The sequence below is a fragment of the Citricoccus nitrophenolicus genome (assembly GCF_047305825.1).
Taxonomy (GTDB): domain Bacteria; phylum Actinomycetota; class Actinomycetes; order Actinomycetales; family Micrococcaceae; genus Citricoccus; species Citricoccus nitrophenolicus.
Map to the genome: position 1 here is coordinate 2,359,495 of NZ_CP063070.1, position 23,781 is coordinate 2,383,275.

A 23,781-nucleotide genomic window follows, 5' to 3' on the forward strand; every position below is an offset into this window, starting at 1 on the left:
GAGATGACCGTCCGTACCTTCCTGCTCCCCGACCTGGGGGAGGGCCTGACCGAGGCCGACATCGTCCGGTGGCTCGTGGCCGCCGGTGACCCCGTGGCGGTGGACCAGCCGATCGCCGAGGTGGAGACCGCCAAGTCCCTCGTGGAGGTGCCCAGCCCCTTCGGTGGCACCGTGGCCACCCTGCATGCCGAGGCCGGCACCACCCTGGACGTGGGCCAGCCGCTGATCTCCGTGGAGGACGGTGCCGCACCCGCCGAGGGCGCCCTGAGCTACGCGGAGGAGGAGCGGGCCGGAGCCCGGCCGGAGCAGGCGGCCGCGGCGCAGCCCGCCGCGGCCGCCGGCGAGGTGGACGGGCCCGACGCCGGCTCCGGCAACGTCCTGATCGGCTACGGCACCCCGGGTGGTGGCGCCACGGGACGGACGCGACGGCGGAAGGTCGCGGCCGCTTCAGTCAGCCCGGCCGCCCCGGCCGGCCCTGCGGTGCATGAACCCGCGCGGCAGGCGCCGCGCGTGGTGAATCCGCTCGTGCGCCGGCTCGCCCGAGAGCATGGGGTGGACCTCACCGCCGTGCGGGGGACCGGGCCCGGTGGGCTGGTCATGCGTGCCGATGTGCTGTCCTCGGCTGGCGCAGCTGCACCCCCCGCAGTCCCCGCTGGCAAGGGCGGGGCTGCCGGGACTTCGTGGGCCCCAGAGCCCACCGATGCACTGGACCCGCGTACGGGGCTGACCGTGGCGGGCGTCGAGAAGGTGTCCGGCGTGCGCAAGGTGACGGCCGCGGCCATGACCCGTTCGCGGCAGGAGATCCCCGAGGCCACCATCTGGGTGGATGTGGACGTCACGCCGATGTTGCAGGCCCGCGCGCAGATGAAGGCGCGCGGCGATGGGCAGGTGCCGGGCCTGCTGGCCTTCGCCTCCCGGTTCGCGCTCGCGGGCCTGACCCGGTTCCCCGAACTGGCCATGCGGTTCGAGGAGGACGGCTCCGGCGGGCACCGGATCGTGTCCTTCGACGGCATCAACCTCGGCTTCGCCGTGCAGTCCGAGCGGGGACTGGTGGTCCCGTCCATCCGCGGCGCGCACCGGATGAGTGCGCGCGAGCTGGACGGCGAACTGCGCCGACTGACCGAGCTGGCACGCTCCGGGAAGGGCACCCCGCAGGACCTGTCCGGGGGCACCTTCACCATCAACAACTACGGCATCTTCGGCACGGACGGCTCGGCGGCGATCATCAACCACCCCGAGGTGGCGATCCTCGGCATGGGACGGATCATCGACCGGCCCTGGGTGGTGGACGGCGAGCTGGCCGTCCGCAAGGTGATGCAACTGTCCCTGGTGTTCGACCACCGGATCTGTGACGGCGGCACGGCCGGCGGCTTCCTGCGATTCGTGGCCGACTGCTTCGAGGACCCGGTGGGTCTGTTGGCGGACGCCTGACCGTCGATCCACGGAGTGCAGAACCAGAAAGGGTTGGGCCCGGCGCATGTGCGCCGGGCCCAACCCTTTTACTCGGAGGGGCGTCTAGTCCGTTGGACTAGTTGCCCCGGTTGAAGTTGTCGCTACCGTCGTTCTGCTGGCTGCCGCCGAAGCCGCCGTCGTTGGAGCCACTGTCGTTCTGGCCGCCAAACTGTGACTGGCCCTGATCTTCGTTTTCGAACTGTCCGGAGTTGGTTTCATTGGTCATGATGAGTCTCCTTCGATCTTGTTCAGGTGGACCGCAACTGGTGCAAGCCAAATCAAGCTATGGTCCTGACGCGATCGTGACAACCCCTATGGGCAGTTTGTTCCATCTCGCTCCGACAAGGGACATCGTCTCCATCTGCGCAATCATGAACCTGCGGGCAACCGGACCACCGATCCAGGCTGGAATCATGGGCGGCCGGTAGGTGGTGTACCTCAACGAGCAGCGTTGAGAGCTCGCTATGGGGTACTGCTCGGAGCCTCGAAGGTTGTGGTCTGGAAGTAGGAGGACATCAGCTGTTCGGCGGTGGCGGGCTCCATGAGGGTGGCCATGCCCCACACCATGAGCAGACCGAGCAGGACGCTGACCGCGATCCAGATCGCGGACAGGCGTCCGAGGAAGCGCAGCTCCCGGAGGCTCTCAGGGTCGCCATCGTTGGTCAGGGTGGCCCAGCCCAGGCGGGCGCGCTCCGTGGGATCGAGCGCGAGAGTGCCGCCGTCGATCCGGTTCGGGGCGGCGTCCGAGGTGCCGTCCCGCAGTGTGGCCACCGTCAGGCCGGTACGGTGCTCCTGGCGGAGGCGAAAGATCTGATCCCCGTGGCGGGCGAGCAGGATATCCTCGCCGAGGCTTCCCCCGGTGGCGCCGGTGAAGGGCCGGATGCTCGGGCGCCGCGACGGGCGGGCGTGCGCGGGGCGGGGGGACTCAGGACTCCTCATGATCTGACCATAGGCCGAGCTGCGGGCCCTGAACCCCGCAATGGCGGGCTTTGTCACCGAACTCACGCAGGGATGTGAGCCGGTGAATAGGCACCGTCACTGGCGGCTCACATCGTCAAGAAGTACGGAACCACCGGAGAATATTCTGCGGAACGATAAATTTGGTTCCAAAGTGACGTGATCTTGACTAAACTCTGGTGATGGCCATCACCGCGAACGCCCCCCAGCCCCAGGCCGCCCCTGACCTCGACCCCGTGGTGCTCGGCCGTCGCCTGCGCCACCTGCGTAAGGAGGCCGGGTTGACCCTGGACCAAGCCGCAGAAGCAGTCGGCGCCACCGGCTCCCACCTCTCTCTCGTGGAGAACGGCAAGCGCGAGCCCCGGCTCTCTCTGGTCTCCAAGCTCGCCGCACTCCACGGCGCCACGGTCGAGGACCTGCTGGCCACCGAGGCGCCCAGCCGAAGGGCCGCACTGGAGATCGCCGTGGAGAAGGCCCAGCGGACCGAGCACTACGCCACCCTCGGCCTACCCCAGATCAAGATCTCCCCGCGCACGCCCACGGAGGTGCTCGAGGTCATCGCCGGGCTGGAATCCGAGCTGAACCGGCGCATGGAGGAACAGGCCGCCACCCCGGAGGAGGCCCGGCGGGCCAACTCCGAACTGCGGCAGGAGATGAAGGAGCGCAACAACCACTACCCGGAACTGGAGCGTAAAGCGCAAGGCCTGCTGGACGCCGTCGGGCATTCCGGTGGTCCGCTGAGCCATCACGCCGCGGCCGACCTGGCGGAGCACCTGGGCTTCTCCGTGCATTCCGTCTCCAACCTGCCGCACTCCACCCGATCCGTGACGGACCTGAAGAACAAGCGCTTCTACCTGTCCCGGGCCCGCAACCCGGACCACGATCAGCGCTCGGTGCTGCTGCAGGCGATCGGCTCCTACGTGCTGGGTCACGGGGAGCCGGTGGACTACTCGGACTTCCTGCGCCAGCGCGTCTACACGAACTACTTCGCTGCGGCGCTGATGATGCCGCAGAAGGAGACGGTGAAGTTCCTCAAGAACGCGAAGGCGCAGCGGGACCTGGCGATCGAGGACGTGCGGGATGCCTTCGGCGTCTCCTACGAATCCGCGGCCCACCGATTCACGAATCTGGCGACCGAACACCTCGGGATCACCTGCCACTTCCAGAAGGTCCACGAGTCCGGAATCATCCACAAGGCCTATGAGAACGACGGCGTGTCCTTCCCTGCCGACCACACCGGGGCGATCGAGGGGCAACAGGTCTGCCGGAACTGGACCTCTCGTGAGGTGTTCAGCGTGGGGGACCGCTTCCGCGCCTTCAATCAGTACACGGACACCCCGGCCGGCACGTACTGGTGCACCGCCGTGGTGGAGGGCCACTCCTCGGGGTTCTACTCCCTGTCCATCGGCCTGCCCTTTGACCAGGCGAGGTGGTTCCGGGGAGCGGACACCACGTCCCGCTCCGTGTCCCGATGCCCGGATCCCACGTGCTGCCGCGTACCCTCACCGGACCTGGAGGCCGATTGGGGTGGGCACGCCTGGCCGGCGGCCCGTGCCAACGCGCATCTGTTGGCGGCCCTGCCGGCCGGTGCGTTCCCCGGCGTGGATGAGGTGGAGGTCTTCGAGTTCCTACGGGCCCAGCAAGGTCAGTCGCACGGAGGGGGAGAAGCCTAGGCCACGCAACGTCACATGTCTCGCATTTGTGCGAAAATGGAGGTCAGCCAAACTCGCGGAATGCACCCGGCCCGTGGACGGGTCAGGTGCTGGGGGAGGCCTTCGCACCGAAGGAAAGTGACATATACATGCAGTTGAGCCCCGGCAAGCTTGTTGTTCACCCCCACCACGGTCCCGCGGCGGTCACGAACCGTACGCATCGCACCGTGAAGGGGACGGAGGTGACCTACATCGAGCTCACCATCCGGAGCAACAATCTGGTGGTGTCCATCCCGGAGTCCAAGGTGGAGGAGATCGGCGTGCGCGAGGTGTACGGGCTCGCCCACCTGCGCACGCTGCTCGAGGTGGTACAGGAGCCCAGCGGCGTGGAGGAGAAGCAGTGGTCCCGCCGCATGAAGGCCAACCAGGAGAAGGTGGCCTCCGGTCTGCTGGAGCAGATCGCCGAGGTGGTCCGGGACCTGGGGCGCCGCCGGGACGTCAAGGGGCTGTCCATGGCGGAGAAGGATCTCTTCCGCAGCGCCCAGGCCCCGCTGGCCTCCGAGGTGGCCCTGGCCCTGGACGTCTCCGAGGACGAGGCCGTGGAGGTCATCGACGCCGTGGCCAACGGCGCCTCACTGGACGAGCTGGGCTTCGCCGCTGACGGTTCCGCGGCCGGTGCTGAGCCCGCCATGGCCTGATCCGGCTCCAGCCTTCGGCCCTGAGGATGGCCCCTTCCGACAGTGATGTCGGGAGGGGCCGTTTCACGTTCCGGGCCAACCGGCAACGCCTCCTTATCCCGTCCGTGCCCCTCCGTAGTGTCTGCCGTGCCTCAACCACCGGCACTCGACGCAACGCGGAACGGAAGGTTGATGCGCTTCCCGGCCCCGCCCCCCGCGTGGCCATCGCACCTGATCCATGAGGAGGATCCCATGTCATCCACCACCCACGGGACACCGCAGTACGGGGCTTCCGGGCACTCAGCTGGGGCACAGCCGCCGCTGCCCCCGGCGCCACCATCGCGTCCCGGCACCCCCGGAAAGGCGCTCTCGATCGTCGGGATCGTCCTCGGCGGACTGGCCCTGCTGTTGAGCTGGGTCCCCATCGTCAACAACCTCGCCTTCGTGCTCGGCCTGGTCGGGCTGGTCCTCGGCATCATTGGCCTAGTTCTGGCCATCCGCAAGCACGGTGCCAAGGCACTGTCCATCGTCGCGGTGGTGCTGTCCGTGCTCTCCCTGGTCGTCGTGTTCGCCACGCAGGCCTTCTACAGTGCAGTCCTGGAGGACGTCTCGGATGCTCTGGACGAGACCTCGTCCGAATCCTCCATCGAATCGGTCGCCGATACGGGATCCGAGGGTGAGGGGACGGCAGGGCCGAGCAGTGACGGCAGTGACAGCGGTGACGCAGCGGAGGAGCCGGCGGCTGGCCCCGCGTCCACGTCACTGTCGCTCGGTGAGCAGGCCACGGCCGGCCGTTACCTGGTAACGGTCGATGCGGTGGACTTGGAGGCCACTGACGCCGTGGTCGCCGCGAACACCTTCAACGAGGCTCCGGAGAACGGTCAGTACGTCACGGCTGACCTGACCGTGACCTTCGAGGGGGACGGCGCGGACGAGGGCATGCCCCTGTTCGACCTGGACGTGGAACTGCTCGGCGGCGACCAGCGCAACTACGCCACCTACGAGTGCATGGCCTCCCTGGGCGACTTCTCCGAGCAGACGGATGGTCTGCGCGCCGGCGGTTCGAGTTCCTTCCAGGTGTGCTTCGACATCCCCGAGGCCGCGGCCGAAGGTGCTGAAGTGCGGGTGGAGGACCAGCTCGACTTCGGCAGCGACCCCGTGGTGTGGGCGATCCCCTGAGTGAGTGATCCGCAGGGTAGCTCCGGGGATTGATGGTCAGTCTCCGGAGCCGCCCAGCCCGCCCAAGTCGTACACCCGGAATGTCACCGCGTAATCGGTGCCCGCGTACACGCCTCCCTCCCGCAGGATCTCCGGAATGAAGTCCTCGGGCCTCGGGTGGCCGGTCACGTGCTGTAGATAGGCCTCGTGGCGGCTCAGCGAGGCGACGGCGGCGTCCACCGCCACCTGATCCACGGGTGTCGCGTGAGTGGGGCGCTCATGGCCGGCCACCAACAGGGCGGAGGTGTGCCATTTCTGCAGGCCCTCGTCCTCTGCAAGCTCGCGGAAGACCCACGGGTTGTCCGCGTCCCGGACGGCGTCCACCACGGCCATCCCTGCCGCGCGGTGGTCCGCCTGGTTCAGTCCTCCGTAGGCCTCCACCTCGAAGTTGGCGGTCACCACCGCATCGGGACGGACCGTGCGGATCACGCGGGCGATGTCTCGCCGCAGGCCCAGCCCGTACTCCAGCATTCCGTCCGGATGGTCCAGGATCAGGAGATCTCCCACGCCCACCTCGTCACAGGCGTTGCGTTGTTCGCCAGCCCGCAGGGGCGCGACGACGTCCGGTGGCTCGGCCATGCCGGCCTCACCCGCGGTGAGTAGCAGATAGGTGACCTCCACGCCCCGAGCGGTCCACGCCGCCACGGCCGCCGAGGTGCCGTACTCCATGTCATCCGGATGGGCGACCACGCAGAGTATGCGGGACCAGGCGGAGTCGGGCAGCGGGGTGAGCAGCGGTTCGGTGCTGGTCATGACGACCTTCTCATCGGTGGAAATGCGCTTTTGTCCAGCGTACGTCGGCACCCCACTGGAGAGTAGTGCACCCCCGCAGTAGATGGATGCTCGGGAGTCACCGGTGACCGCATTCATTGAGCCGATCACCGGACTCCAATCGACCTAAAAAATATAGCCGGTGTGTTTTGACTAAGGCGTATGACCTACGGGATAGTCTCGAAGCATCCAAAATTTTTTCATGGGGAGCAAACATGCAGTTCACCGAACGTCTCTATTCATTGGCAGCCAAGCTTCAACAACAAAAGTCCATCCTGGAGACCGAGGAGGCGACTAAGAACGCCCTCGTCATGCCATTCATCTCCACGATTCTCGGGTACGACGTCTTCAATCCTCTGGAGGTGGTCCCCGAGTTCACTGCCGATGTGGGGATCAAGAAGGGCGAGAAGATCGACTATGCGATAGTTCATGGCGGTGAAGTGCAGATGCTCGTCGAGTGTAAGAAGTCGGCTGGAAAGTTGACGGTCGAGAATGCCTCTCAGTTGTACCGGTATTTCGCGGCCACGGACGCGAGAATCGCCATTCTGACTAATGGTGAGGAGTACCAGTTCTACACAGATCTGGATGCACCAAATCGCATGGACTCGAAGCCGTTCCTCGTTCTCGATCTGAATGACATCGACGAGTCCTTGATCCCAGAGCTACGGAAGCTGTCGAAAGAAGAATTCGATCTCGACTCAGTGGTCAACGCTGCCGAGGAGCTGAAGTACATCGGCGCCTTGAAACGTGCTATCGGCGGGTACTTCGCGGAGCCGAGCCCAGACTGGGTGAAGTTCTTGGTCACCGATGTCTACGAACGTCCGATCACCCAGAAGGTGCGAGACCAGTTCACTCCGCTGGTGGCCAAGGCTTGTCGCCAGTTCCTCAAGGACCAAGTCAACGACCGATTGAAAGCGGCACTGGGTGAAGCTGCGCCGGGTTCTGTCTCGGCGGAACTCGTTGAGAACGTGAAGAGTGAGGAGATCGTCGAGCGCGATCTCGAAGAGGCTAACGATGACGGTATCGAAACCACCGTCGAGGAACTCGAGGGTTTTCACATTGTTCGTGCCATTGTGTGCAGTGACGTCGAACCCAGCCGCGTAGTACACCGTGATGCTAAGTCCTACTTCGCTGTCATCCTCGACGACAACAATCGGAAGCCGATCGCGAGGTTGCACTTCAACCGAGCTCAGTAGTACCTGGGTATCTTCGATGAGAACAAGGCAGAAACTCGAATCCCGATCACCAGCCTCGTCGAGATCTATGCCCATGCAGACGCACTGCGGGCGTCCGTGAGCAGATACCTTTAGGCCGAGTTCGGAGCCGCTGGACCGAAGCACTAAGGCAAATCGAACTATTAACGCCCGGGTCGCGGTTGGGTGTAGCTGGTATTAGCGACCCAGCACGTGTCTCAAGGCGTCATCCAAGCCTGTGTGGCGGAAGGCGTAACCCGAGTCGAGGGCGCGGTCCGCACGGGCTCTCTGGTCCGCCTCGACGAGCAGCCGGTTGCCCTCGGAGCCGAGGACTGCGGTGGGGGCGGCTGATGGCAGGGGCACGGCCGAGGGGCGGCGCAGCACCTTGCCGAGGGTGGCGGCGAAGTCGCGCGACTGCACTGGATGCGGCGCCACACCGTTGACGGGGCCCTCCACGGTGCCGGTCAGGGCGGCGTGCGCGAAGAGTCCCGCGATGTCCTCGATGGAGATCCAGCTCTGCCATGGGTTGCGGTCCTTGCCCGTGCCCAGCGGGCCGCCGGCCCCGAGTAGGAACAGCGGCAGCACCTGCTGCAGGATGCCGCCGGCGGGCGTCAGGACCAGTCCGGTGCGGATCATGACTGTCCGCACCCCGGCGCGCGTGGCCGGGGCGGTGGCCCGTTCCCACTGCAGGCACATCTCGGCCAGGAAGTCGTCGCCGGGCGGAGCGGACTCTCGCAGCCCCTCGCCGTCCGGGCCGGCTCCGGCCTCGGCGCCGTAGTACCCGATGGCCGAGGCATTGATGAGTGAGCGCTGGCGGCCGTCCTCGGCCAACTCCGCCAAAGTGCGGGCGAACAGCCCGGTGGCAGCCAGCCTGGACTGCAGCATCTCGTCACGGTGGCTCTCCGTCAGGCGCCCGCCGATGGTCTCGCCGGAGAGGTTGACCACCGCGTCGACGTCCCGAAGTGCCTCGGCATCCAAGCGGCCGGCCGCCGGATCCCAGATGACGGTGTCCGCTGACGGCGGTGTCACGGCCCGGGAGCCGCCCCGCACCAGGCGGATGACCCGGTGTCCACCTCCTGTCAGCAATGCACACAACTGGCTGCCGATCAGCCCGCTGGCTCCGGAGACCGCGATGGTCAGGGGGCCGCCGTCGGCAGTGTCGATGGGGAATCCGGCATGGAAGTCCAGGTCACTGCGGAGCTGGGCGGCACGGAAGTCGAACTGCCGAGCCAACTCCTCTTCGAGGCGTTCCTCCGTCCACCGTCCGGCGCGAGACCAGGCGGCACCCTTGCGGCGCAGCACGGCGCCGGCGGGCAGCTCGTACTCGATGTGGTCCACGACCACACAGCCCGGCCGGCCCTCGGCCGTGTCCGCCTCGCCGGGAGCAGCGTCCTCGAAGGAGTGCGTGTGGACCCAGGATTTCAGCGGACCGGAGGACATCTCGTCGCGGAACATGTGCCCAGGCTCCAACGCCGTGTGGAGTGAGGTCCACGGTGCCTCGGGGGCGAACCACTGGGGCAGCCGGAAGGGGAGGACAGTCCTGGCCAGCCCGGCCGTGGACTCCAGTCCCAAGCCCAACGAGCCCGGGGCGCCCACACCCAATCGGGCGACGGAGCCGACGTCGAGCCCTTCCGGTTCTCGGCGCACGGATCCGGCGAACGGAGGCGTCAGGCGGACCAGCGCGCCCGGCCGGGAGAACCAGGTGAAGACGGTGGACCGGTCATGGGGGACCAACGTGCGGCGTTCGAAGACGGGCATGTGGCCACTCTTTCACACGTTTCGGATGGCCTCCCGGGCTGAGCGCTCCTCTCCCTCGGGGCTCGTCAGTCAGCGACTCGGAAACGCCGGGCGGCCGCACGGATGGCCTCGGCCGCACGGTCCGCATCCTTCACGTCGTTGTACAGGGCCGGTGAGACGCGCAGGACCTCGCCGGCCGCCACCCCTCCACGCCGAACGGTGAAGACGCCCCACTCGTCTGTCATGTAGTTCGCAATGGCGGTGGTCTGCGCCGAGGTGGTGTTGCCCGTGATCCGGAAGGCGGTGATGGCGCCATAGGTCAGGGGGTCCTCCGGGGTCAGGATCTCCACGTTCGGCACCTCCAGTACCTGATGCACCCAACGGTCGCGCAGCAGGCGCAGCCGTGCCTGTTTGTATGGGGCGCCCACGGCCGCATGGAAATCCAGGGCGGCCGGTACGGCGAGGTAGTTCGCCGAGTTGGCGGTGCCGGTGTGGATGCGGGAGCGAACATCCTCGGGTCCGTAGTCCTGGTCTCCGAAGTGGCGGTCGATGGCCGGCAGGCGGTCCTCCTGGATGTACATGAAACCGCAGCCCAGCGGGGCGCCGATCCACTTGTGGAGATTGAACCCCACGAAGGGGCTGCCGAGGTCCTTGACGCTGAAATCCAACTGGCCCCAGGAATGGGCGGCGTCAACAACAGTGTCCACACCGCGTGCGGCGGCCATCTCCGTGATGGCCGCGATCGGGGGAACCAGTCCGGTGCGGTGGGACACGTGGGTCAGCAGGAGCAGCTTGATCTTCGGATTCGTGGTGAGCAGCCGCTCGTAGTGGTCCAGCACCGCCTGGCGGGTGGCAGGTTCCGGCAGGTTCGTCTTGATGACCTCGACACCTCGGCGGTCCCGCAGCCATTCCATCGCGTACTGCATGGAGTCATAGTCCAGATCGGCGTAGGCCACGGCATCCCCGGGACCCAGCCGGTTGTACCCGGCGATGAGGGCCTGCAGTGCTTCGGTGGCGCCGCGGGTGATGGCGATCTCCTCCACGGACGCGCCGACCTCCTGGGCGATGCGGACGCGGACCTGTTCGACCTCCGAGCCGTACTCACGGCGCATGTACCAGGAGTTCTCGTGCTGGATCTTCTCCGTGGCCTGGGTGAAGGCCCGCCGCACGTTCTTCGGATTGGCGCCGAAGTAGCCGTTCTCGAAGTTGATCACGTCATCGGTCATGTCGTAATGGCGGGCGACGGATGCCCAGAAGCGCTCTTGGCCCGCGACATGCTCCGGAGAACCCTTCGGCGGCTTGGGCAGTGCGTTGCCAGCCTTGGAGGGGCGGCCCGGGGAGGCCGCGGCCGGTGAGGCCACGAGACCGCCCATGGCCAGCAGCCCGGCGCCTGCGGAGCCTGTGACGAGGGTCCTGCGGTTCAAATCCATGATGTTCTCCTACGGGAAGGGGCAAGGTACCGATCGGGGATTGCCGAGACGTGGTTGGAGTGCGCCAGAACAGTGTCTTGGTCTATGGCAACGGGACGGTGCCAGGAGGGTTGCCGGGAGTTGTCTTTATGCGTACCGGGGGATGCCTAGGGTGTTGGGGTGAGCGCTCCATACCCCGCAGTCCGAGGTCAGCCAGCCCTGTGGGGCCTGATGTGGATCGCCGTGTGGGGTTTCTCAGGCTTCTTCCTCAGCTACTCCACCATGGTGCCGATCAGCCTCGAACGGGGGCTGACGGCGGTCACCGGTGGCACCCTGCTGACCGTCATGATGCTCAGCGTGATCGCCGTGCAGCCGGCGGCCCCCGCGCTGCGCCAGAGGTGGGGCCCACGCCGGACCATCGGCTCCTCCCTGCTGCTGATGGCCGGCGGCCACGGCGCGAGCCTCCTCATCCCTCACCCGGTGGCGGCACTGCTGGTGACCGGCCTGGCCGTCGGCTGCGGCTTCGGGATCCTGGTGGTGGTGGCGACGGCGGCCGTCCCGGCGGTCTCCCGGCCGGGCCGAGCGGGGCGTGCGCTGGGGCAGTTCGGGGCGGCGACCTCGGCCGCCGCCGCCGTGGGTGCCCCGCTGGGGCTGTGGTTCAGCGGTGAGGTGCCACTGGAGACCTTCCGGCTCGTGGCGGCGGCCTGTGTGCTGCTGGCGTTCGCGACCCTGGGCGGCGTCCCGGACCGTGCCGCTGAGGTCTCCGGAGCGGTGGTGGACCCTCTGGGGAGCGCCGCGGAGGGCGAGGCCGGGCAGGGTGGCGAGGCCCGCGCGTCGGGCACCGGGTCCGGACCGGCAGCAGTGCGGTGGTGGGCCGCCTTGGGTCCGGTGCTGCTGCCGTTCCTGGTCAGCATGGCGGCCTACGGGCTGGTGATCGCCTTCGGGCCGGGCGGGGACACCGCAAACCCCGCACTGTTCATTGCGACCATGCAGGCCGCCTCCGTGGCCGGACGCTGGGTCTCGGGATCGTTGACGGACCGGCTCGACCCCACGGTGGTCTACACGGCCGGGATCGTGATGACGGCGGCCGGGATGGCGGCCGTGGCCCTGGTGGATTCACCCTGGCTCCTGGCCGGCTGCCTGGTGCTGATGGGTGTGGGGATCGGCACCGTGCAGTCCGCCAGCCTGGTGATGGCCTTCGCCCGGTCCCGCAACCACGGCCGGGCCAGTGTGGGCTGGAACATGAGCTTCGACACCGGGCTGGGGCTGGCCGGGGTGTTCGGCGGCGTGGGGTTCACCTACCTGGGCACAGAGGTCACCTTCGGCGGGGTGGCCTGCCTGATCCTGCTCGCGGGGATCCCGCTCTGGCTGCGCCGCAGGCGGTGAGACGGGCTCGGGCACAGAGTGACCGAACCACGTCATTCCAGTGGGGGTGAGGTCACTTTGCGCCCCGGCGGTGCCGGGGTGTGCCGGGCTGTGACAGACTGGTGCGCACGTCACGCACCCCGCGCGGGAGAGTGCCGTGAACCGGTCAGCGGCCCCGCCGCAGACCGGGCACGCGGCCGCCGAAGGAGCAATTTCTCCCCGAGAATCTCTCAGGCCCAGGTACCGCGCAGGGCATGACGACTCTGGAAAGCTCCGTGGGGTCAGCGCCCGGCGGACACCGACGGTGCAAGCCCGTATCCTCCAGATACGGGCGGAATCTCTCAGGTCCATGACAGAGCGGGGAGGTACTGATCCGTGCCCGCCGCGCCCTGGAGGAGACCCCATGAACGCCATGTATTCCACTGACGCCAACACCCAGCGCCACGAACCGAGGGACACCGCCTCGGCACCGTTCACTTCCCGCCACATCGGGCCCCGCCCCGCGGATGCCGAGCACATGCTCTCCGTGCTGGGCTTCGACTCCCTGGCGGATCTCGTGGACGCCGCCGTCCCGGCAGACATCCGCCAGGACACCCCGCTGGACCTGCCCCCGGCCCTGACCGAGGCTGCCGTGCTCGAGGACCTGCGGGCCATCGCGAACCGCAACATCGTGAAGACCCAGATGATCGGCCAGGGGTTCTTCGACACGGTGACCCCTCCCGTGGTGCTGCGCAAGGTGCTCGAGAACCCGGCCTGGTACACCGCGTACACCCCGTACCAGCCGGAGATCTCCCAGGGTCGGTTGGAGGCCCTGCTGAACTTCCAGACCATGGTCTCGGACCTCACGGGCCTGGAGATCGCCAATGCCTCCATGCTGGATGAGGCGTCCGCCGCTGCCGAGGCCGTGCTGCTGATGCACCGTGCCAACAAGAAGTCCGCCAGGACGGCGTCCGGCGGCATCACCCTGCTGGACGCAGACCTCTACCCGCAGACCCGCGCGGTGATCCAGGGGCGGGCCAGTGCCCTCGGCCTGGACGTGCGCACCGCGGACCTCGCTGCCGGCCTGCCCGCCGAGCTCGCCGCGGACCTGGACGAGAAGGGCCTGTGCGGGATCGTGCTGCAGCAGCCCGGTGACTCCGGCCGGGTCCAGGACCACACCGCGGTCATCGCACAGGCCAAGGAGCGCGGTGCCTTGGTCACCGTGGCCGCCGACCTGCTCTCCCTGGCCCTCATCACCCCTCCCGGCGAGCAGGGCGCGGACATCGCCGTGGGCAACACCCAGCGCTTCGGTGTGCCGTTGTTCTTCGGCGGGCCCCACGCCGCCTACATGGCCGTGCCCAAGGGCCTGGAGCGCCAGCTGCCCGGCCGCCTGGTGGGCGTCTCCCAGGACGCCGCCGGCCGCCCGGCCTACCGCCTGGCCTTGCAGACCCGCGAGCAGCACATCCGCCGGGAGAAGGCCACCTCCAACATCTGCACCGCCCAGGCGCTGCTGGCCATCACGGCCTCCATGTTCGCCGTCTACCACGGCCCGGAGGGCGTCACCGCGATCGCCGAGCACGCCCACCGCCAGGCCACCCGGCTGGCCGCCGCCCTGGAGGCCGCCGGATTCACGCTCACCCAGGACGCGTTCTTCGACACGGTCCAGGTCTCCGTTCCCGGTCTGGCCCGCACCGTGGTCACCGCGGCCGAGGCTGCCGGTGTCAACCTGCGCCTCGTGGACGCGGGAACGGTGGGCATCTCCTGTGACGAGACCACCACGGACGAGGACCTCGTGGCGGTGCTCTCGGCCTTCGGAGCCCCGCGGGAGTCCCTGCCCGGCAGGATCGGCGGGCCGGAAGCCACCGGCGACGCCGGCCCCTCGGCTTCGGCGCGCATCCCCGCCACCCAGCGGCGCAGCAGTGCGTTCATGACCCACCCGGTGTTCAACACCTACAAGTCTGAGACCCAGATGCTGCGCTACCTCAAGCGCCTCTCGGGTTACGACCTGGCGCTGGACCGCACCATGATCCCGTTGGGCTCGTGCACCATGAAACTCAACGCCACCGCGGAGATGGAGTCCATCTCCTGGCCGGAGTTCTGTTCGATCCACCCGTTCGCCCCGGACCATCAGACCGAGGGCTGGCGCTTCCTGCTGGGCGACCTCGAGGAGAAGCTGGCCGAGATCACCGGCTACGCCGCCGTGTCCATCCAGCCCAATGCCGGGTCACAGGGCGAATACGCGGGCCTGCTGGCCATCCGCCGCTTCCACCTGGACCACGGTGAGGGCGAGCGGGACGTCTGCCTGATCCCCGCCTCGGCGCACGGCACCAACGCCGCCTCCGCCGTGCTCGCGGGACTGAAGGTCGTGGTGGTGGCCACCGCCCCGGACGGCACCATCGACTCGGATGACCTCACGGCCAAGATCGAGGCCAACGCGGGCAAGGTCGCGGCCATCATGATCACCTATCCCTCCACGCACGGCGTCTACGACGCGGACGTGAGGGAGGTCTGCCGCAAGGTCCACGAGGCCGGCGGTCAGGTGTACATCGACGGTGCGAACCTCAACGCGCTCGTGGGACTGGCGCAGCCGGGCAAGTTCGGCGGGGACGTCTCCCACCTGAACCTCCACAAGACCTTCTGCATCCCCCACGGCGGCGGCGGCCCGGGCGTGGGGCCGGTGGCCGTGGCCGAGCACCTCAAGCCCTACCTGCCCAGCGCCGAGCGGCCGATCACCTCGGCTCCCTACGGCTCGGCCGGCGTGATGCCGATCTCCTGGGCGTACCTGTACCTGATGGGCGCCGAGGGCCTCACGGACGCCACCCGCCACGCGCTGCTGAACGCCAACTACGTGGCCAAGCGTCTCGGCGAGAAGTTCCCCATCCTCTACACGGGGGAGACCGGGCTGGTGGCCCACGAGTGCATCCTGGACCTGCGCGAGCTCACCGCGAGGTCCGGTGTCACGGCCGAGGACGTCTGCAAGCGGCTGATCGACTATGGCTTCCACGCCCCCACGCTCGCGTTCCCGGTGGCGGGCACCCTGATGATGGAGCCGACCGAGTCCGAGGATCTGGCGGAGATCGACCGATTCATCGACGCCATGATCGCCATCCACGCCGAGATGGAGGCCACCACCCCGGAGACCCTGGGTGCCTCCGTGCTGCGCAACGCCCCCCACCCGGCCGAGGTGCTCACCGCGGACGAGTGGGACCGGAGGTACCCGCGCTCACAGGCCGCCTACCCGGTGGACTCGCTGCGCCGGGACAAGTACTTCCCGCCGGTGGGCCGCATCGACGGTGCCTGGGGAGACCGCAACCTGTTCTGCTCCTGCCCGCCGATCGAGTCCTTCGAGAACTAGGCCCGAACAGAGGAACCCGCTCATGTCTGAGAATCGCAGTCTGAACACCACCCCGCTGCAGGGGGTCCATGAGGAGGCAGGTGCCTCCTTCACGGACTTCGGCGGGTGGCAGATGCCCCTGAAGTACGGCTCGGAACTGGCGGAGCACCAGGCCGTGCGAACCTCCGCCGGGCTCTTCGACCTCTCTCACATGGGGGAGGTCCGGGTGACGGGGCCACAGGCGGCCGAGGCCCTGGACTACGCCCTCACCGCCCGGATCACCGCCGTGGCGCCGGGCAAGGCCAAGTACTCCCTGATCTGCACGGAATCCGGGACCATCCTGGATGACCTGATCGTCTACCGGCTGGATGGCGGGGAGGATGATGCGGCCCGCGAGTTCCTGGTGGTGCCCAACGCCGGCAACGCCTCCGCGGTGGCCGCCGCGCTGACGGAGCGTTCTGCCGGGTTCGAGGCCACGGTGCACAACGAGTCCGCGCAGACTGCCCTGGTCGCCGTGCAGGGGCCGGAGGCGGCACGGATCGTGGCGGTTGTCCTTTCGGCGGGCGAGGCCGCGGCGCTCGAGGGCCTCAACTACTACTCGGCCCGCCGGGCCACCCTTCGCACCGGTGGGGAGACGGCGGACGTGCCGGTCCTCATGGCGCGCACCGGCTACACCGGCGAGGACGGCTTCGAGCTGATCATCGGGCCCGTGTCAGACCGCGGCGTGCTCTCCACCGAGGCCACCGGCGTCTGGAACGTCCTGCTGGACGCCGCGGGGGAACTCGGCGTCGAGCTGCTGCCGTGCGGTCTGGCGAGCCGGGACTCGCTGCGCCTGGAGGCCGGCATGCCTCTCTACGGCAACGAGCTGGACCTGGGTCACCTGCCCAGCGAGTCAGGGGCCGGGGGTGCTGTCCCCTTGAAGTCCAAGCAGACGGACTTCGTGGGCCGGGAGTCCCTGCTGGCGGCGCGCGAGGCCGGGACCGGTATCACCACCGGACAGGCCGTCGTCGCCTTGCGCGGCGCTGGCCGCCGGGCGGCCCGGGCCGGCTATGCCGTGCTGGACGCGGAAGGTCAACGGATCGGCGAGGTCACCTCCGGCATCCCCAGCCCGACTCTGGGCTACCCGATCGCGCTCGCCCGGGTGGACATCGGATTCCGGGAGGCCGGCACAGAACTCGCGGTTGACCTGCGCGGCAAGGCCGAGCCGTTCACCGTGGTGGAGGCACCGTTCTATCGCCGCGCATGATTCCGTGGCGCGGCTACCCGCTTGGTAGACTTCGCTGAGCCTGCGGGCCCGCCTCGTCCCTCGCCCACCCGGCGTCACCCCATTGCAGGAAGACCATGACAGAACAGCAGACCGCCCGACGGTTCCCCGTCCCGGCCATCATCGCGTTCGTCCTGGTGGCCGCCCTGCTGCTGACGCTGGCTGTCCTGAGCACCATCAAGAGTGTCCGCACCGCGGCCTCTGACGCCACGGTGGTCCGGGTGCAGGATGGTCAGACGATCGTGGTGAACAGGGACGGCACGGAGGAGACCGTGACGCTCGCCGGGGTGCTGGCGCCGGTGCCGGCGGGCGAGGGGAAGGAACCCACGGTGGAGAACTGCCTGGGCGAGGAGTCCACGGCGAACCTCTCCGGCCTGCTCGAGCCGGGGGACACCGTGCGCCTGGAGTACCCCGATGACGCTGACGGACCACGCGGCACCCGGCTGGCCCTGGTTCACCACGGCGGCCGGACCACCAACACCCAGCAGGTCGAGGCGGGACTGGCCGTGCCCCTGCGTGAGCAGCCCATGGAGCATTTCGGCACCGAGCTGCGCGAGGCCCAGGAGACCGCCCGCACCGAGGGGGGCGGCTTGTATTCGCCGGGGGAGCCCTGCACCCTGGCCGGTCGGATCGCCCCCGCCCTGACCGTGCTGCAGGATCTGCCGGAGGCACACCCTGATTCCTCGGGGACGGCGGACACCCAGATCGAGGCGGTCGAGGCCGCGGTCGAGGAGGGCATCTCTGCCGAGAAGGTCTTCGCGACCATCGACCCGGAGGGCAGCTCGCTCGCCTCCCTCGCCTGGGGCCAGGACCTGCCGCGGATGCAGGATCGGTTGAACGGGGCGCTGTCCTCGGCGCAGTCCGACCTCGACTCGCTGAGATCCACTCGCGACGTCCTGTTGACCCGCGAACGCGAGGAGCAGGCCCGCAAGGAGGAGGAAGCTCGCAAGGCGGCCGCTGCCGCGGCTGCCGAGGCCGAGCGCCAACGCCAGGAGGCCGCGGCTGCCGCCCAGCGGGCCGAGCAGCAGCGGCAGGAAGAGGCTGCACAACGGCAGCGGGCTCAGGAGAGCGCCAAGGCCAAGGAAAGTGCCGAGGCCAAGGAGAGTGCCAAGGCAGAGGAGAGCCCCACTCCGGAGGAGTCCGAGTCGGCATCTCCGACTCCATCCCCGACTCCGTCCTCCACGCCCCCGCCGTCCAGCCCGTCACCCAGCAGCGAGTCGGCCAGCAGCCCGGACGATTCGGAGAGTGAGAGCGAAGGCTAGTAGCCGGCTGCGGCAGTTGTCAGTCGAGTGCGAGGGTGACAAGTCCCAGCTGGGCCGCCCGGATGATCACCTGGACGCGGTCCCGGACGTCGAGCTTGTCCATGATCTTGGTGAGGTTGGCCTTGATGGTGGACTCGGAGATGTGCAGTTCCTCAGCCATCTCGGGGTTGGAGCGGCCGCGGGCGAGCAGCCGGAGCACGTCCAGCTCCCGTGGGGTCAGGTCCGAGCCGTCCGGATCGCCGGGAAAGACGGCGGATCTCCCGACGCCGGCCCCGTCGCCTTCGATGGAGGAGAGCAGCTTGCGCGTCACGGCGGGCGAGAGGACTGATTCTCCGCGGTGCACACTCCAGATGGCACCGATGATGGCCTCCGGGGCGGCGTCCTTGAGCAGGTATCCGGCGGCGCCGGCGCGGAGGGCGGGCACCAGGTAGGGCTCGGAGGTGAAGGTGGTGATGGCGAGGACCTTGGTGTTCGGCAGCTCGGTGGCGATCCGCTCGGTGGCCTCCACCCCACCCATGACGGGCATCTGCATGTCCATCAGCACCACGTCCGGCCGGGTGGCCCGGCTGGATTCCACGCCTTCCTCCCCGTTGGCGGCGATGCCCACGCACTCCATGTTGGAGGAGGATTCCACCAGCATCCTGAGCGCTCCGCTCATCAGGGGCTGGTCGTCCACGATGAGCACCTTGAGGTGGGATGTGCTGGATTCCGACATGGATACAGCGTAGCGGCCGGGCGGGCAACCGAGCCTGATCAGAGCGGAGACGACGCTGCGTCGTCGGGCGGGGTGGAGAACCTGAACCTTTGAATATCCTGAGAGGACGCGCTGAATGTGGAGAACATCACTCGCGCCAGTGATAATGAGGGCATGAAACTCCCCTTCAAGGCCGCTGCGGCCGCTGTGCTCGTCTCCTCCGCCCTCTTCGCTGCCCCGGCTGCTGCCGCGGACGCCCCGACCTCCGGCTCTGTGCTCCCCTCCACGTTCCAGACCCAGCCCAAGAGCTCCACGGGTGGCATGTCCACCATGGGGGCCGGTAACGGTTCGCAGGTGTATTGGTGCAACTACTGGGGATGGTTCTGCTGAGCCAGACGCAGTATGGGTAACTACCAACCGGCCGGCTCCGTCGAGGAGCTGGCCGGTTTTTGGTCTTCTCGGTCGTTGGGCCGGGGCTCGCTCATCATCATTTCTCTGGTGGTGACGGTGTCCATGGTCTCCGATCTGGCAACGAGCGCGGCAGGCGATGCCCGGATCGATGCAGGCGGAACGCTGGTGGTGCTGCTGGCGTGCTTGTCCTTCTACGTGCTCTGGACCCGATCCACGTTTGCGTTCACGGCCATGCTCCCGGCACTCGTCACCAGTCACCTGGTGGACTCGTTCGCCCTGATCATGCTGGCTTTACCGGTCATGCTGGGTTTCGTGGCCGCGACGGCAACTCGCTGGTTCAGCGTCGCGGCACTTGGCGCGGCTGCCCTGTGGGCTATTTTGGTGCCCTGGTCCACGCCCGAGAGCGCTGAAGCCATGTGGATGGCCCTCATCCTCATCCTGGTCGGGTGGGGCATCGGCAATTTCGTGGGTTTGATGGTGGATCGCCGGCGCCAGGACCAGATCCGCGTGGCTGATGCCACTCGGAGGGCGGCGAGGGCTGCACAGGACGAGCGCCGGTCCCTGGCCAGGGATCTCCATGACATCGTGGCGCATAACCTGACGATCATCTCGATGCAGGCCCGCGCCGCAAGCTATGCCGACACTGATGACTCGGCCCGCGAGGCGGTGAACGTCATCGGGGACTCTGCGGGTGAGGCTCTCGTGGATCTGCGCCGCATGCTCTCCCTGCTTCAGGCCGAGGGGCTGGTGGCCGGAGACCAGGAGAGCGCGCAGCGAGACCTCGGGGAAGGCGCCTCGGCCCTGGATCTCGAGTACGGGGCCGTGAAGTTCGGGCGCATGCTGGAAGGCCTCGGCATCGAGACCACCGTGGAGACCTCCGGCCTGGACCAGGACATCCCGCAGAGCGTGGAGACGGCTCTGTATCGCGTGCTCCAGGAGGCCATCACCAATGTGGCCAAGCACTCCGCGGAAGGCGGCCAGTGCCACCTGGAGGTTCGCGTGCTGGGGGACAACCTGGAGCTGGCCGTTGACAACACGTTGCCTTCGCCCGGGACGGCCCATCGCGCGGGATGGAACTCCTCCGCCAGCGGGCTGATCGGTATGCGGGACCGCGTGGATGCCTTCGGCGGGACGATGTCCTCCGCGCGTGACGGGCGTTGGTGGAGGGTCCGCGCCTCCGTGCCGCTCCATGGGGCAGCGGCCTGAATCGGCTCAATGTGACATGCGTCACATTGTGCCTTCAAAGACTGTCCAATGGTCCAATGGCGGCAATCTCCACCGACTGGTTAACCTAGAAGGGCCCCATGAGACGGTGCACACGGATCGGACGGTGGAACTAGCCCGGGGGGATACGGGCCCACCAATCCAATATCCGCTGAGAGGCGGTGGCCTAGCCACCGCCTCTCAGGTGTTTAAGGCGTTGGATGGAAGCACGCCACTCTCGGACCGAAACCGGTATTAGGGTGTCGTGAATGAACGCCCCGTCTGGCGCGGTCGCTGGACAGCCAGCAAGCGCGCGTACCGCTTGGATCCCCATCGTCATCGCTGGCGTGGCCGCAGCCATGCACATCTGGAAGCTGCCCGAGGCCCTGTCCTTCGTCCAAGCGGACCTGGGCATGACACTGATCGAATCGGGTGTCCTGTTGGGCATCGTCCAAGTCGGTTCGATGCTCCTGGGCCTGGGCGTCTCGCTCTTCTCCGAGGTCCTGGGGCTACGCCGGACCCTGCTGATCGGGCTCTCGCTGCTGACCGCCGGGTCCCTGGCCGGGGCGTTCGCCGAGACCACGGGATTCCTGATGACCACCCGGGCCGTGGAGGGCGTCGGCTTCCTGATGGCCACGGTGGTGTGCCCGCCGCTCATCCGCCTGATCACGCCACCCGCCCGGACGAACATCGCCATGGGCTGGTGGGGCTCCTTCCAGGGCCTGGCCACCTTCACGGCGGTCCTGGTCTCCACGTTGCTGCTGACCAGTGTCAACTGGCAGGTCTGGTGGATCCTGATGGCGGTGATCACCGCAGCCACCATTCCGATGATCCTGACCTTCGTCCCGCCTCCTCCCTCTGACCGTGACTCCAACGTCCGGCTCGCAGCCCGGCGGGTGGGGGCCACCGTCAAGACCTTGACGCCGTGGATCGCCGGGGTGGTCTTCGCCTGCTACTCGCTGCAATGGGGATCGGTGATCGGTTTCCTGCCGACCATCTTCGACGAGGCCGGCGTCGGAGGACTCTGGCCCGGCGTCGTCACCGCCGTGGTGGGTGGGGTGAACGGCGTGGGCAACATCGTCACCGGCCGGCTCCACCAGCGCGGGGTGCCGATGCGGCGGCTCGTGCTGATCGGCCTGGCCACCATGGGCCTCACCTCGGTCATCACGTTCGCGCCGGACTGGACCGGTGTCCCGGGAGGGCTGGCCGTCCAGATCGCAGCGGTCGCCTTGTTCTCCGGCGTCGGGGCGCTCGTCCCCGCCACCCTGAACCGGATCGCCGTGGACATCGCCCCGCCCAACGGATCCGGGGCCGCCGCCATGGGCCTGATGGTCCAGATCTACAACGGGGCCAACTTCGTGGGACCCATCATCCTGGCCGCGATCGCGACCGCGGCGGGCAGCTGGCACTACTCCTGGGTCATGACCCTGGGGGCCACACTGATCGGTGTCCTGTTGGCCTGGCGGTTCCTGACCGCCCGCCGCCTCGGCATCGACTACCAGCACCGCGGCTAGCTGGCCGCCTCAGGGCAGGAAGAAGACTCAGTCGCAGCCGGTGGGACCGCAGGCCTGGCCGTTGAGGTCATCGGGCTGCACCATCTGCAGCGGCTGGGACTCGGCCCAGGTCTGTTGGAGGGCCTGCGCGAAGACCTCCACGGGCTGGGCGCCGGAGATGCCGTACTTGCGCTCCAGGACGAAGAACGGGACGCCGGTGACACCCAGGGTCTGAGCCGTGGCGAGGTCTTGACTGACGGCGGTCTCCCACCGGTCCTCCTCCAGGGCTTCGCGCACCTGCTCGGCGGTCAGCCCGGCAGCGGTGCCGAGCTCCATGAGCACGTCCTCGCTGCCGATGTTCCTGCCGTCCTCGAAGTGGGCCCGGAACAGCTGCTCCTCCAGCCGCTCCGCGGTCTCCAGCGAGGCGGACTTGGCGCGTTGGATGACGCGGTGGGCCTTCCGGGAGTTCGCCACCACGAGGGAGTCGAAGTCGTAGTCCAGTCCCTCCGCGGCGGCCTGCTCGGTCACATGCGCCAACATCGCGGTCACCTGCTCGCGGGGCATGCCCTTGGCCTCGGAGAGGTAGTCGATCTCCCGGCGGTGATCGTGCTCGGGCAGCGTGGGATCGAGCTGGAAGCTCTTCCACTCCACCTCGACCCGGTCACGGTGCTCGAACGTTTCCAGGGCCCTCTCGAACCGGCGCTTGCCGATGAAGCACCACGGGCAGCCGACGTCGGAGAAAATCTCGATCTTCACCTCAGGCACAACCGGGGGTGGGCCGGGGGTATTCCTGGCCGGCCGGCGTCGGGAATCAGCAGGGCACCGGCCGGACGCCTCAGGCGCGGCGCAGGCCGCCCTGCCAGAGGGCGTCGAAGGGGGTGTTGCCGGCGACGCGCTGCTTGATGCCCTCGGTGACGAACTCCTTGGCGCGGCGGGCGGCCTGCAGCGGGGTGGCGCCCTTGGCCAGCTCCGCGGTGACGGCGGCAGCCAGGGAGCAGCCGGCCCCGGAGACCGCATGATCGCCGATCTTCGGGGCGGAGAGCACCTCAAGGGTCTCGCCGTCGTAGAACACGTCCTGGGCGTCCGGGCCGTCGAGCCGGATGCCGCCCTTGGCCAGGACTGCCGCGCCGGAGACCACGTGGATGCGCTGCGCGGCCTCCTTCAGGTCATCCAGGGTACGGATCTGCACGCCGGAGAGCTGCTCGGACTCGAAGTGGTTGGGGGTGGTGAAGGTGGCCAGCGGGAGCAGCTCGGCCTTCAGGGCACGGTCCGTGTCCAGGGCGTGGCCGGGCTCCTGGCCCTTGCAGATCAGCACCGGATCCAGGACCACGTGGTCCCACTCCTGGGCCTTCAGGGCGGTGGCCACCGTGGAGATGGTCTCCGGAGAGCCCATCATGCCCAGCTTCGTGGTCTTCAGGGTGCCGGCGTAGTCGGCCTGGATGGCCTCCAACTGGTGGGCGATGACGTCCTGCTGGACCGGCACGAAGCGGTGATTCCAGTCGTCCTTCGGGTCGAAGGCGACGATGCAGGTCAGGGCCACCATGCCGAAGGCACCGAGTTCCTGGAAGGTCTTCAGATCTGCTTGGGCCCCGGCGCCGCCGGTCGCCTCCGAGCCGGCGATGGTCAGGGCGAGAGCGGGGGTACCGGAGGTGTGCGCATCATGCGAGTCGGTGGAAGACATGCCCACCATGTTAATCCCATTCGGGGGCG

19 protein-coding genes, 1 pseudogene and 1 riboswitch are annotated in these 23,781 nt (G+C 68.1%); of the genes and pseudogenes, 12 read left to right on the forward strand and 8 right to left on the reverse strand.

Annotated elements, in window-relative coordinates; genetic code table 11:
- The first annotated feature begins 3 nt into the window (after window positions 1–3).
- Window positions 4–1,431, forward strand: a complete 1,428-nt coding sequence (locus tag IMT31_RS10870) for a dihydrolipoamide acetyltransferase family protein (RefSeq protein ID WP_413542774.1) — start codon at window positions 4–6, stop codon at window positions 1,429–1,431.
- 97 nt (window positions 1,432–1,528) lie between these two features.
- On the opposite strand, the gene IMT31_RS10875 is transcribed toward IMT31_RS10870, so the two are convergent.
- Window positions 1,529–1,678, reverse strand: coding sequence for a hypothetical protein (locus IMT31_RS10875; RefSeq protein ID WP_413542775.1), 150 nt, complete (start codon window positions 1,676–1,678; stop codon window positions 1,529–1,531).
- A 236-nt stretch (window positions 1,679–1,914) separates the two neighbouring features.
- A complete protein-coding gene (locus IMT31_RS10880; protein WP_413542776.1) occupies window positions 1,915–2,391 on the reverse strand; it encodes a hypothetical protein in 477 nt (158 codons plus the stop codon).
- A 200-nt stretch (window positions 2,392–2,591) separates the two neighbouring features.
- Here IMT31_RS10880 and IMT31_RS10885 point away from each other — a divergent pair, with 200 nt between their 5' ends.
- The 3 genes from IMT31_RS10885 (at window position 2,592) to IMT31_RS10895 (ending at window position 5,917) form a co-directional block, all read left to right on the forward strand.
- Entirely contained in the window at window positions 2,592–4,082 is a 1,491-nt protein-coding gene (locus IMT31_RS10885; RefSeq protein WP_413542777.1) for a helix-turn-helix domain-containing protein, read from the forward strand.
- Window positions 4,083–4,210: 128 nt separating this feature from the next.
- The gene (locus IMT31_RS10890; protein WP_413542778.1) at window positions 4,211–4,759 is read left to right on the forward strand and encodes a CarD family transcriptional regulator; all 549 of its coding nucleotides are present in this window, start codon (window positions 4,211–4,213) and stop codon (window positions 4,757–4,759) included.
- A 231-nt stretch (window positions 4,760–4,990) separates the two neighbouring features.
- Window positions 4,991–5,917 (forward strand): hypothetical protein, encoded by a 927-nt coding sequence (locus IMT31_RS10895; protein ID WP_413542779.1) that lies wholly within the window; start codon window positions 4,991–4,993, stop codon window positions 5,915–5,917.
- Between the two features lie 36 nt (window positions 5,918–5,953).
- Here the strand turns inward: IMT31_RS10895 and IMT31_RS10900 are convergent, their stop codons facing one another.
- The gene (locus tag IMT31_RS10900; RefSeq protein ID WP_413542780.1) at window positions 5,954–6,709 is read right to left on the reverse strand and encodes a PIG-L deacetylase family protein; all 756 of its coding nucleotides are present in this window, start codon (window positions 6,707–6,709) and stop codon (window positions 5,954–5,956) included.
- Window positions 6,710–6,942: 233 nt separating this feature from the next.
- On the opposite strand from IMT31_RS10900, the pseudogene IMT31_RS10905 reads away from it, so the two are divergent.
- Window positions 6,943–8,037: pseudogene (locus IMT31_RS10905) on the forward strand (type I restriction endonuclease).
- A gap of 81 nt (window positions 8,038–8,118) precedes the next feature.
- Here the strand turns inward: IMT31_RS10905 and IMT31_RS10910 are convergent.
- A complete protein-coding gene (locus IMT31_RS10910; protein ID WP_413542781.1) occupies window positions 8,119–9,678 on the reverse strand; it encodes a TIGR01777 family oxidoreductase in 1,560 nt (519 codons plus the stop codon).
- Window positions 9,679–9,743: 65 nt separating this feature from the next.
- The gene (locus IMT31_RS10915) at window positions 9,744–11,087 is read right to left on the reverse strand and encodes an aminotransferase class V-fold PLP-dependent enzyme (RefSeq protein ID WP_413542782.1); all 1,344 of its coding nucleotides are present in this window, start codon (window positions 11,085–11,087) and stop codon (window positions 9,744–9,746) included.
- Between the two features lie 159 nt (window positions 11,088–11,246).
- On the opposite strand from IMT31_RS10915, the gene IMT31_RS10920 reads away from it, so the two are divergent.
- The 4 genes from IMT31_RS10920 (at window position 11,247) to IMT31_RS10935 (ending at window position 18,270) form a co-directional block, all read left to right on the forward strand.
- Complete coding sequence (locus tag IMT31_RS10920) at window positions 11,247–12,452, forward strand: MFS transporter (protein WP_413542783.1); 1,206 nt, start codon at window positions 11,247–11,249, stop codon at window positions 12,450–12,452.
- 114 nt (window positions 12,453–12,566) lie between these two features.
- A riboswitch (glycine riboswitch) is annotated at window positions 12,567–12,687 on the forward strand.
- Window positions 12,688–12,843: 156 nt separating this feature from the next.
- A complete protein-coding gene (gcvP, locus tag IMT31_RS10925; protein WP_413544412.1) occupies window positions 12,844–15,765 on the forward strand; it encodes an aminomethyl-transferring glycine dehydrogenase in 2,922 nt (973 codons plus the stop codon).
- A gap of 22 nt (window positions 15,766–15,787) precedes the next feature.
- The gene (gene gcvT, locus IMT31_RS10930; RefSeq protein WP_413542784.1) at window positions 15,788–16,990 is read left to right on the forward strand and encodes a glycine cleavage system aminomethyltransferase GcvT; all 1,203 of its coding nucleotides are present in this window, start codon (window positions 15,788–15,790) and stop codon (window positions 16,988–16,990) included.
- Window positions 16,991–17,085: 95 nt separating this feature from the next.
- Window positions 17,086–18,270 carry a thermonuclease family protein gene (locus IMT31_RS10935; RefSeq protein ID WP_413542785.1) on the forward strand — a complete coding sequence of 395 codons (1,185 nt, stop codon included), beginning with the start codon at window positions 17,086–17,088 and terminating at the stop codon, window positions 18,268–18,270.
- Between the two features lie 19 nt (window positions 18,271–18,289).
- Here the strand turns inward: IMT31_RS10935 and IMT31_RS10940 are convergent, their stop codons facing one another.
- Window positions 18,290–18,985 (reverse strand): response regulator transcription factor, encoded by a 696-nt coding sequence (locus tag IMT31_RS10940; RefSeq protein WP_345356076.1) that lies wholly within the window; start codon window positions 18,983–18,985, stop codon window positions 18,290–18,292.
- A 153-nt stretch (window positions 18,986–19,138) separates the two neighbouring features.
- Here IMT31_RS10940 and IMT31_RS10945 point away from each other — a divergent pair, with 153 nt between their 5' ends.
- From IMT31_RS10945 to IMT31_RS10955, 3 genes are all read left to right on the forward strand, one after another.
- The gene (locus IMT31_RS10945) at window positions 19,139–19,354 is read left to right on the forward strand and encodes a hypothetical protein (RefSeq protein WP_413542786.1); all 216 of its coding nucleotides are present in this window, start codon (window positions 19,139–19,141) and stop codon (window positions 19,352–19,354) included.
- 12 nt (window positions 19,355–19,366) lie between these two features.
- The gene (locus IMT31_RS10950; protein ID WP_413542787.1) at window positions 19,367–20,581 is read left to right on the forward strand and encodes a sensor histidine kinase; all 1,215 of its coding nucleotides are present in this window, start codon (window positions 19,367–19,369) and stop codon (window positions 20,579–20,581) included.
- 266 nt (window positions 20,582–20,847) lie between these two features.
- Window positions 20,848–22,092, forward strand: coding sequence for a CynX/NimT family MFS transporter (locus IMT31_RS10955; protein WP_413542788.1), 1,245 nt, complete (start codon window positions 20,848–20,850; stop codon window positions 22,090–22,092).
- 27 nt (window positions 22,093–22,119) lie between these two features.
- Here the strand turns inward: IMT31_RS10955 and IMT31_RS10960 are convergent, their stop codons facing one another.
- Window positions 22,120–22,827: a DsbA family protein gene (locus tag IMT31_RS10960; RefSeq protein ID WP_413542789.1), complete on the reverse strand. Its 708-nt coding sequence runs from the start codon at window positions 22,825–22,827 to the stop codon at window positions 22,120–22,122.
- Between the two features lie 79 nt (window positions 22,828–22,906).
- A complete protein-coding gene (gene thiD / locus IMT31_RS10965; protein ID WP_413542790.1) occupies window positions 22,907–23,761 on the reverse strand; it encodes a bifunctional hydroxymethylpyrimidine kinase/phosphomethylpyrimidine kinase in 855 nt (284 codons plus the stop codon).
- Window positions 23,762–23,781 lie beyond the last annotated feature (20 nt).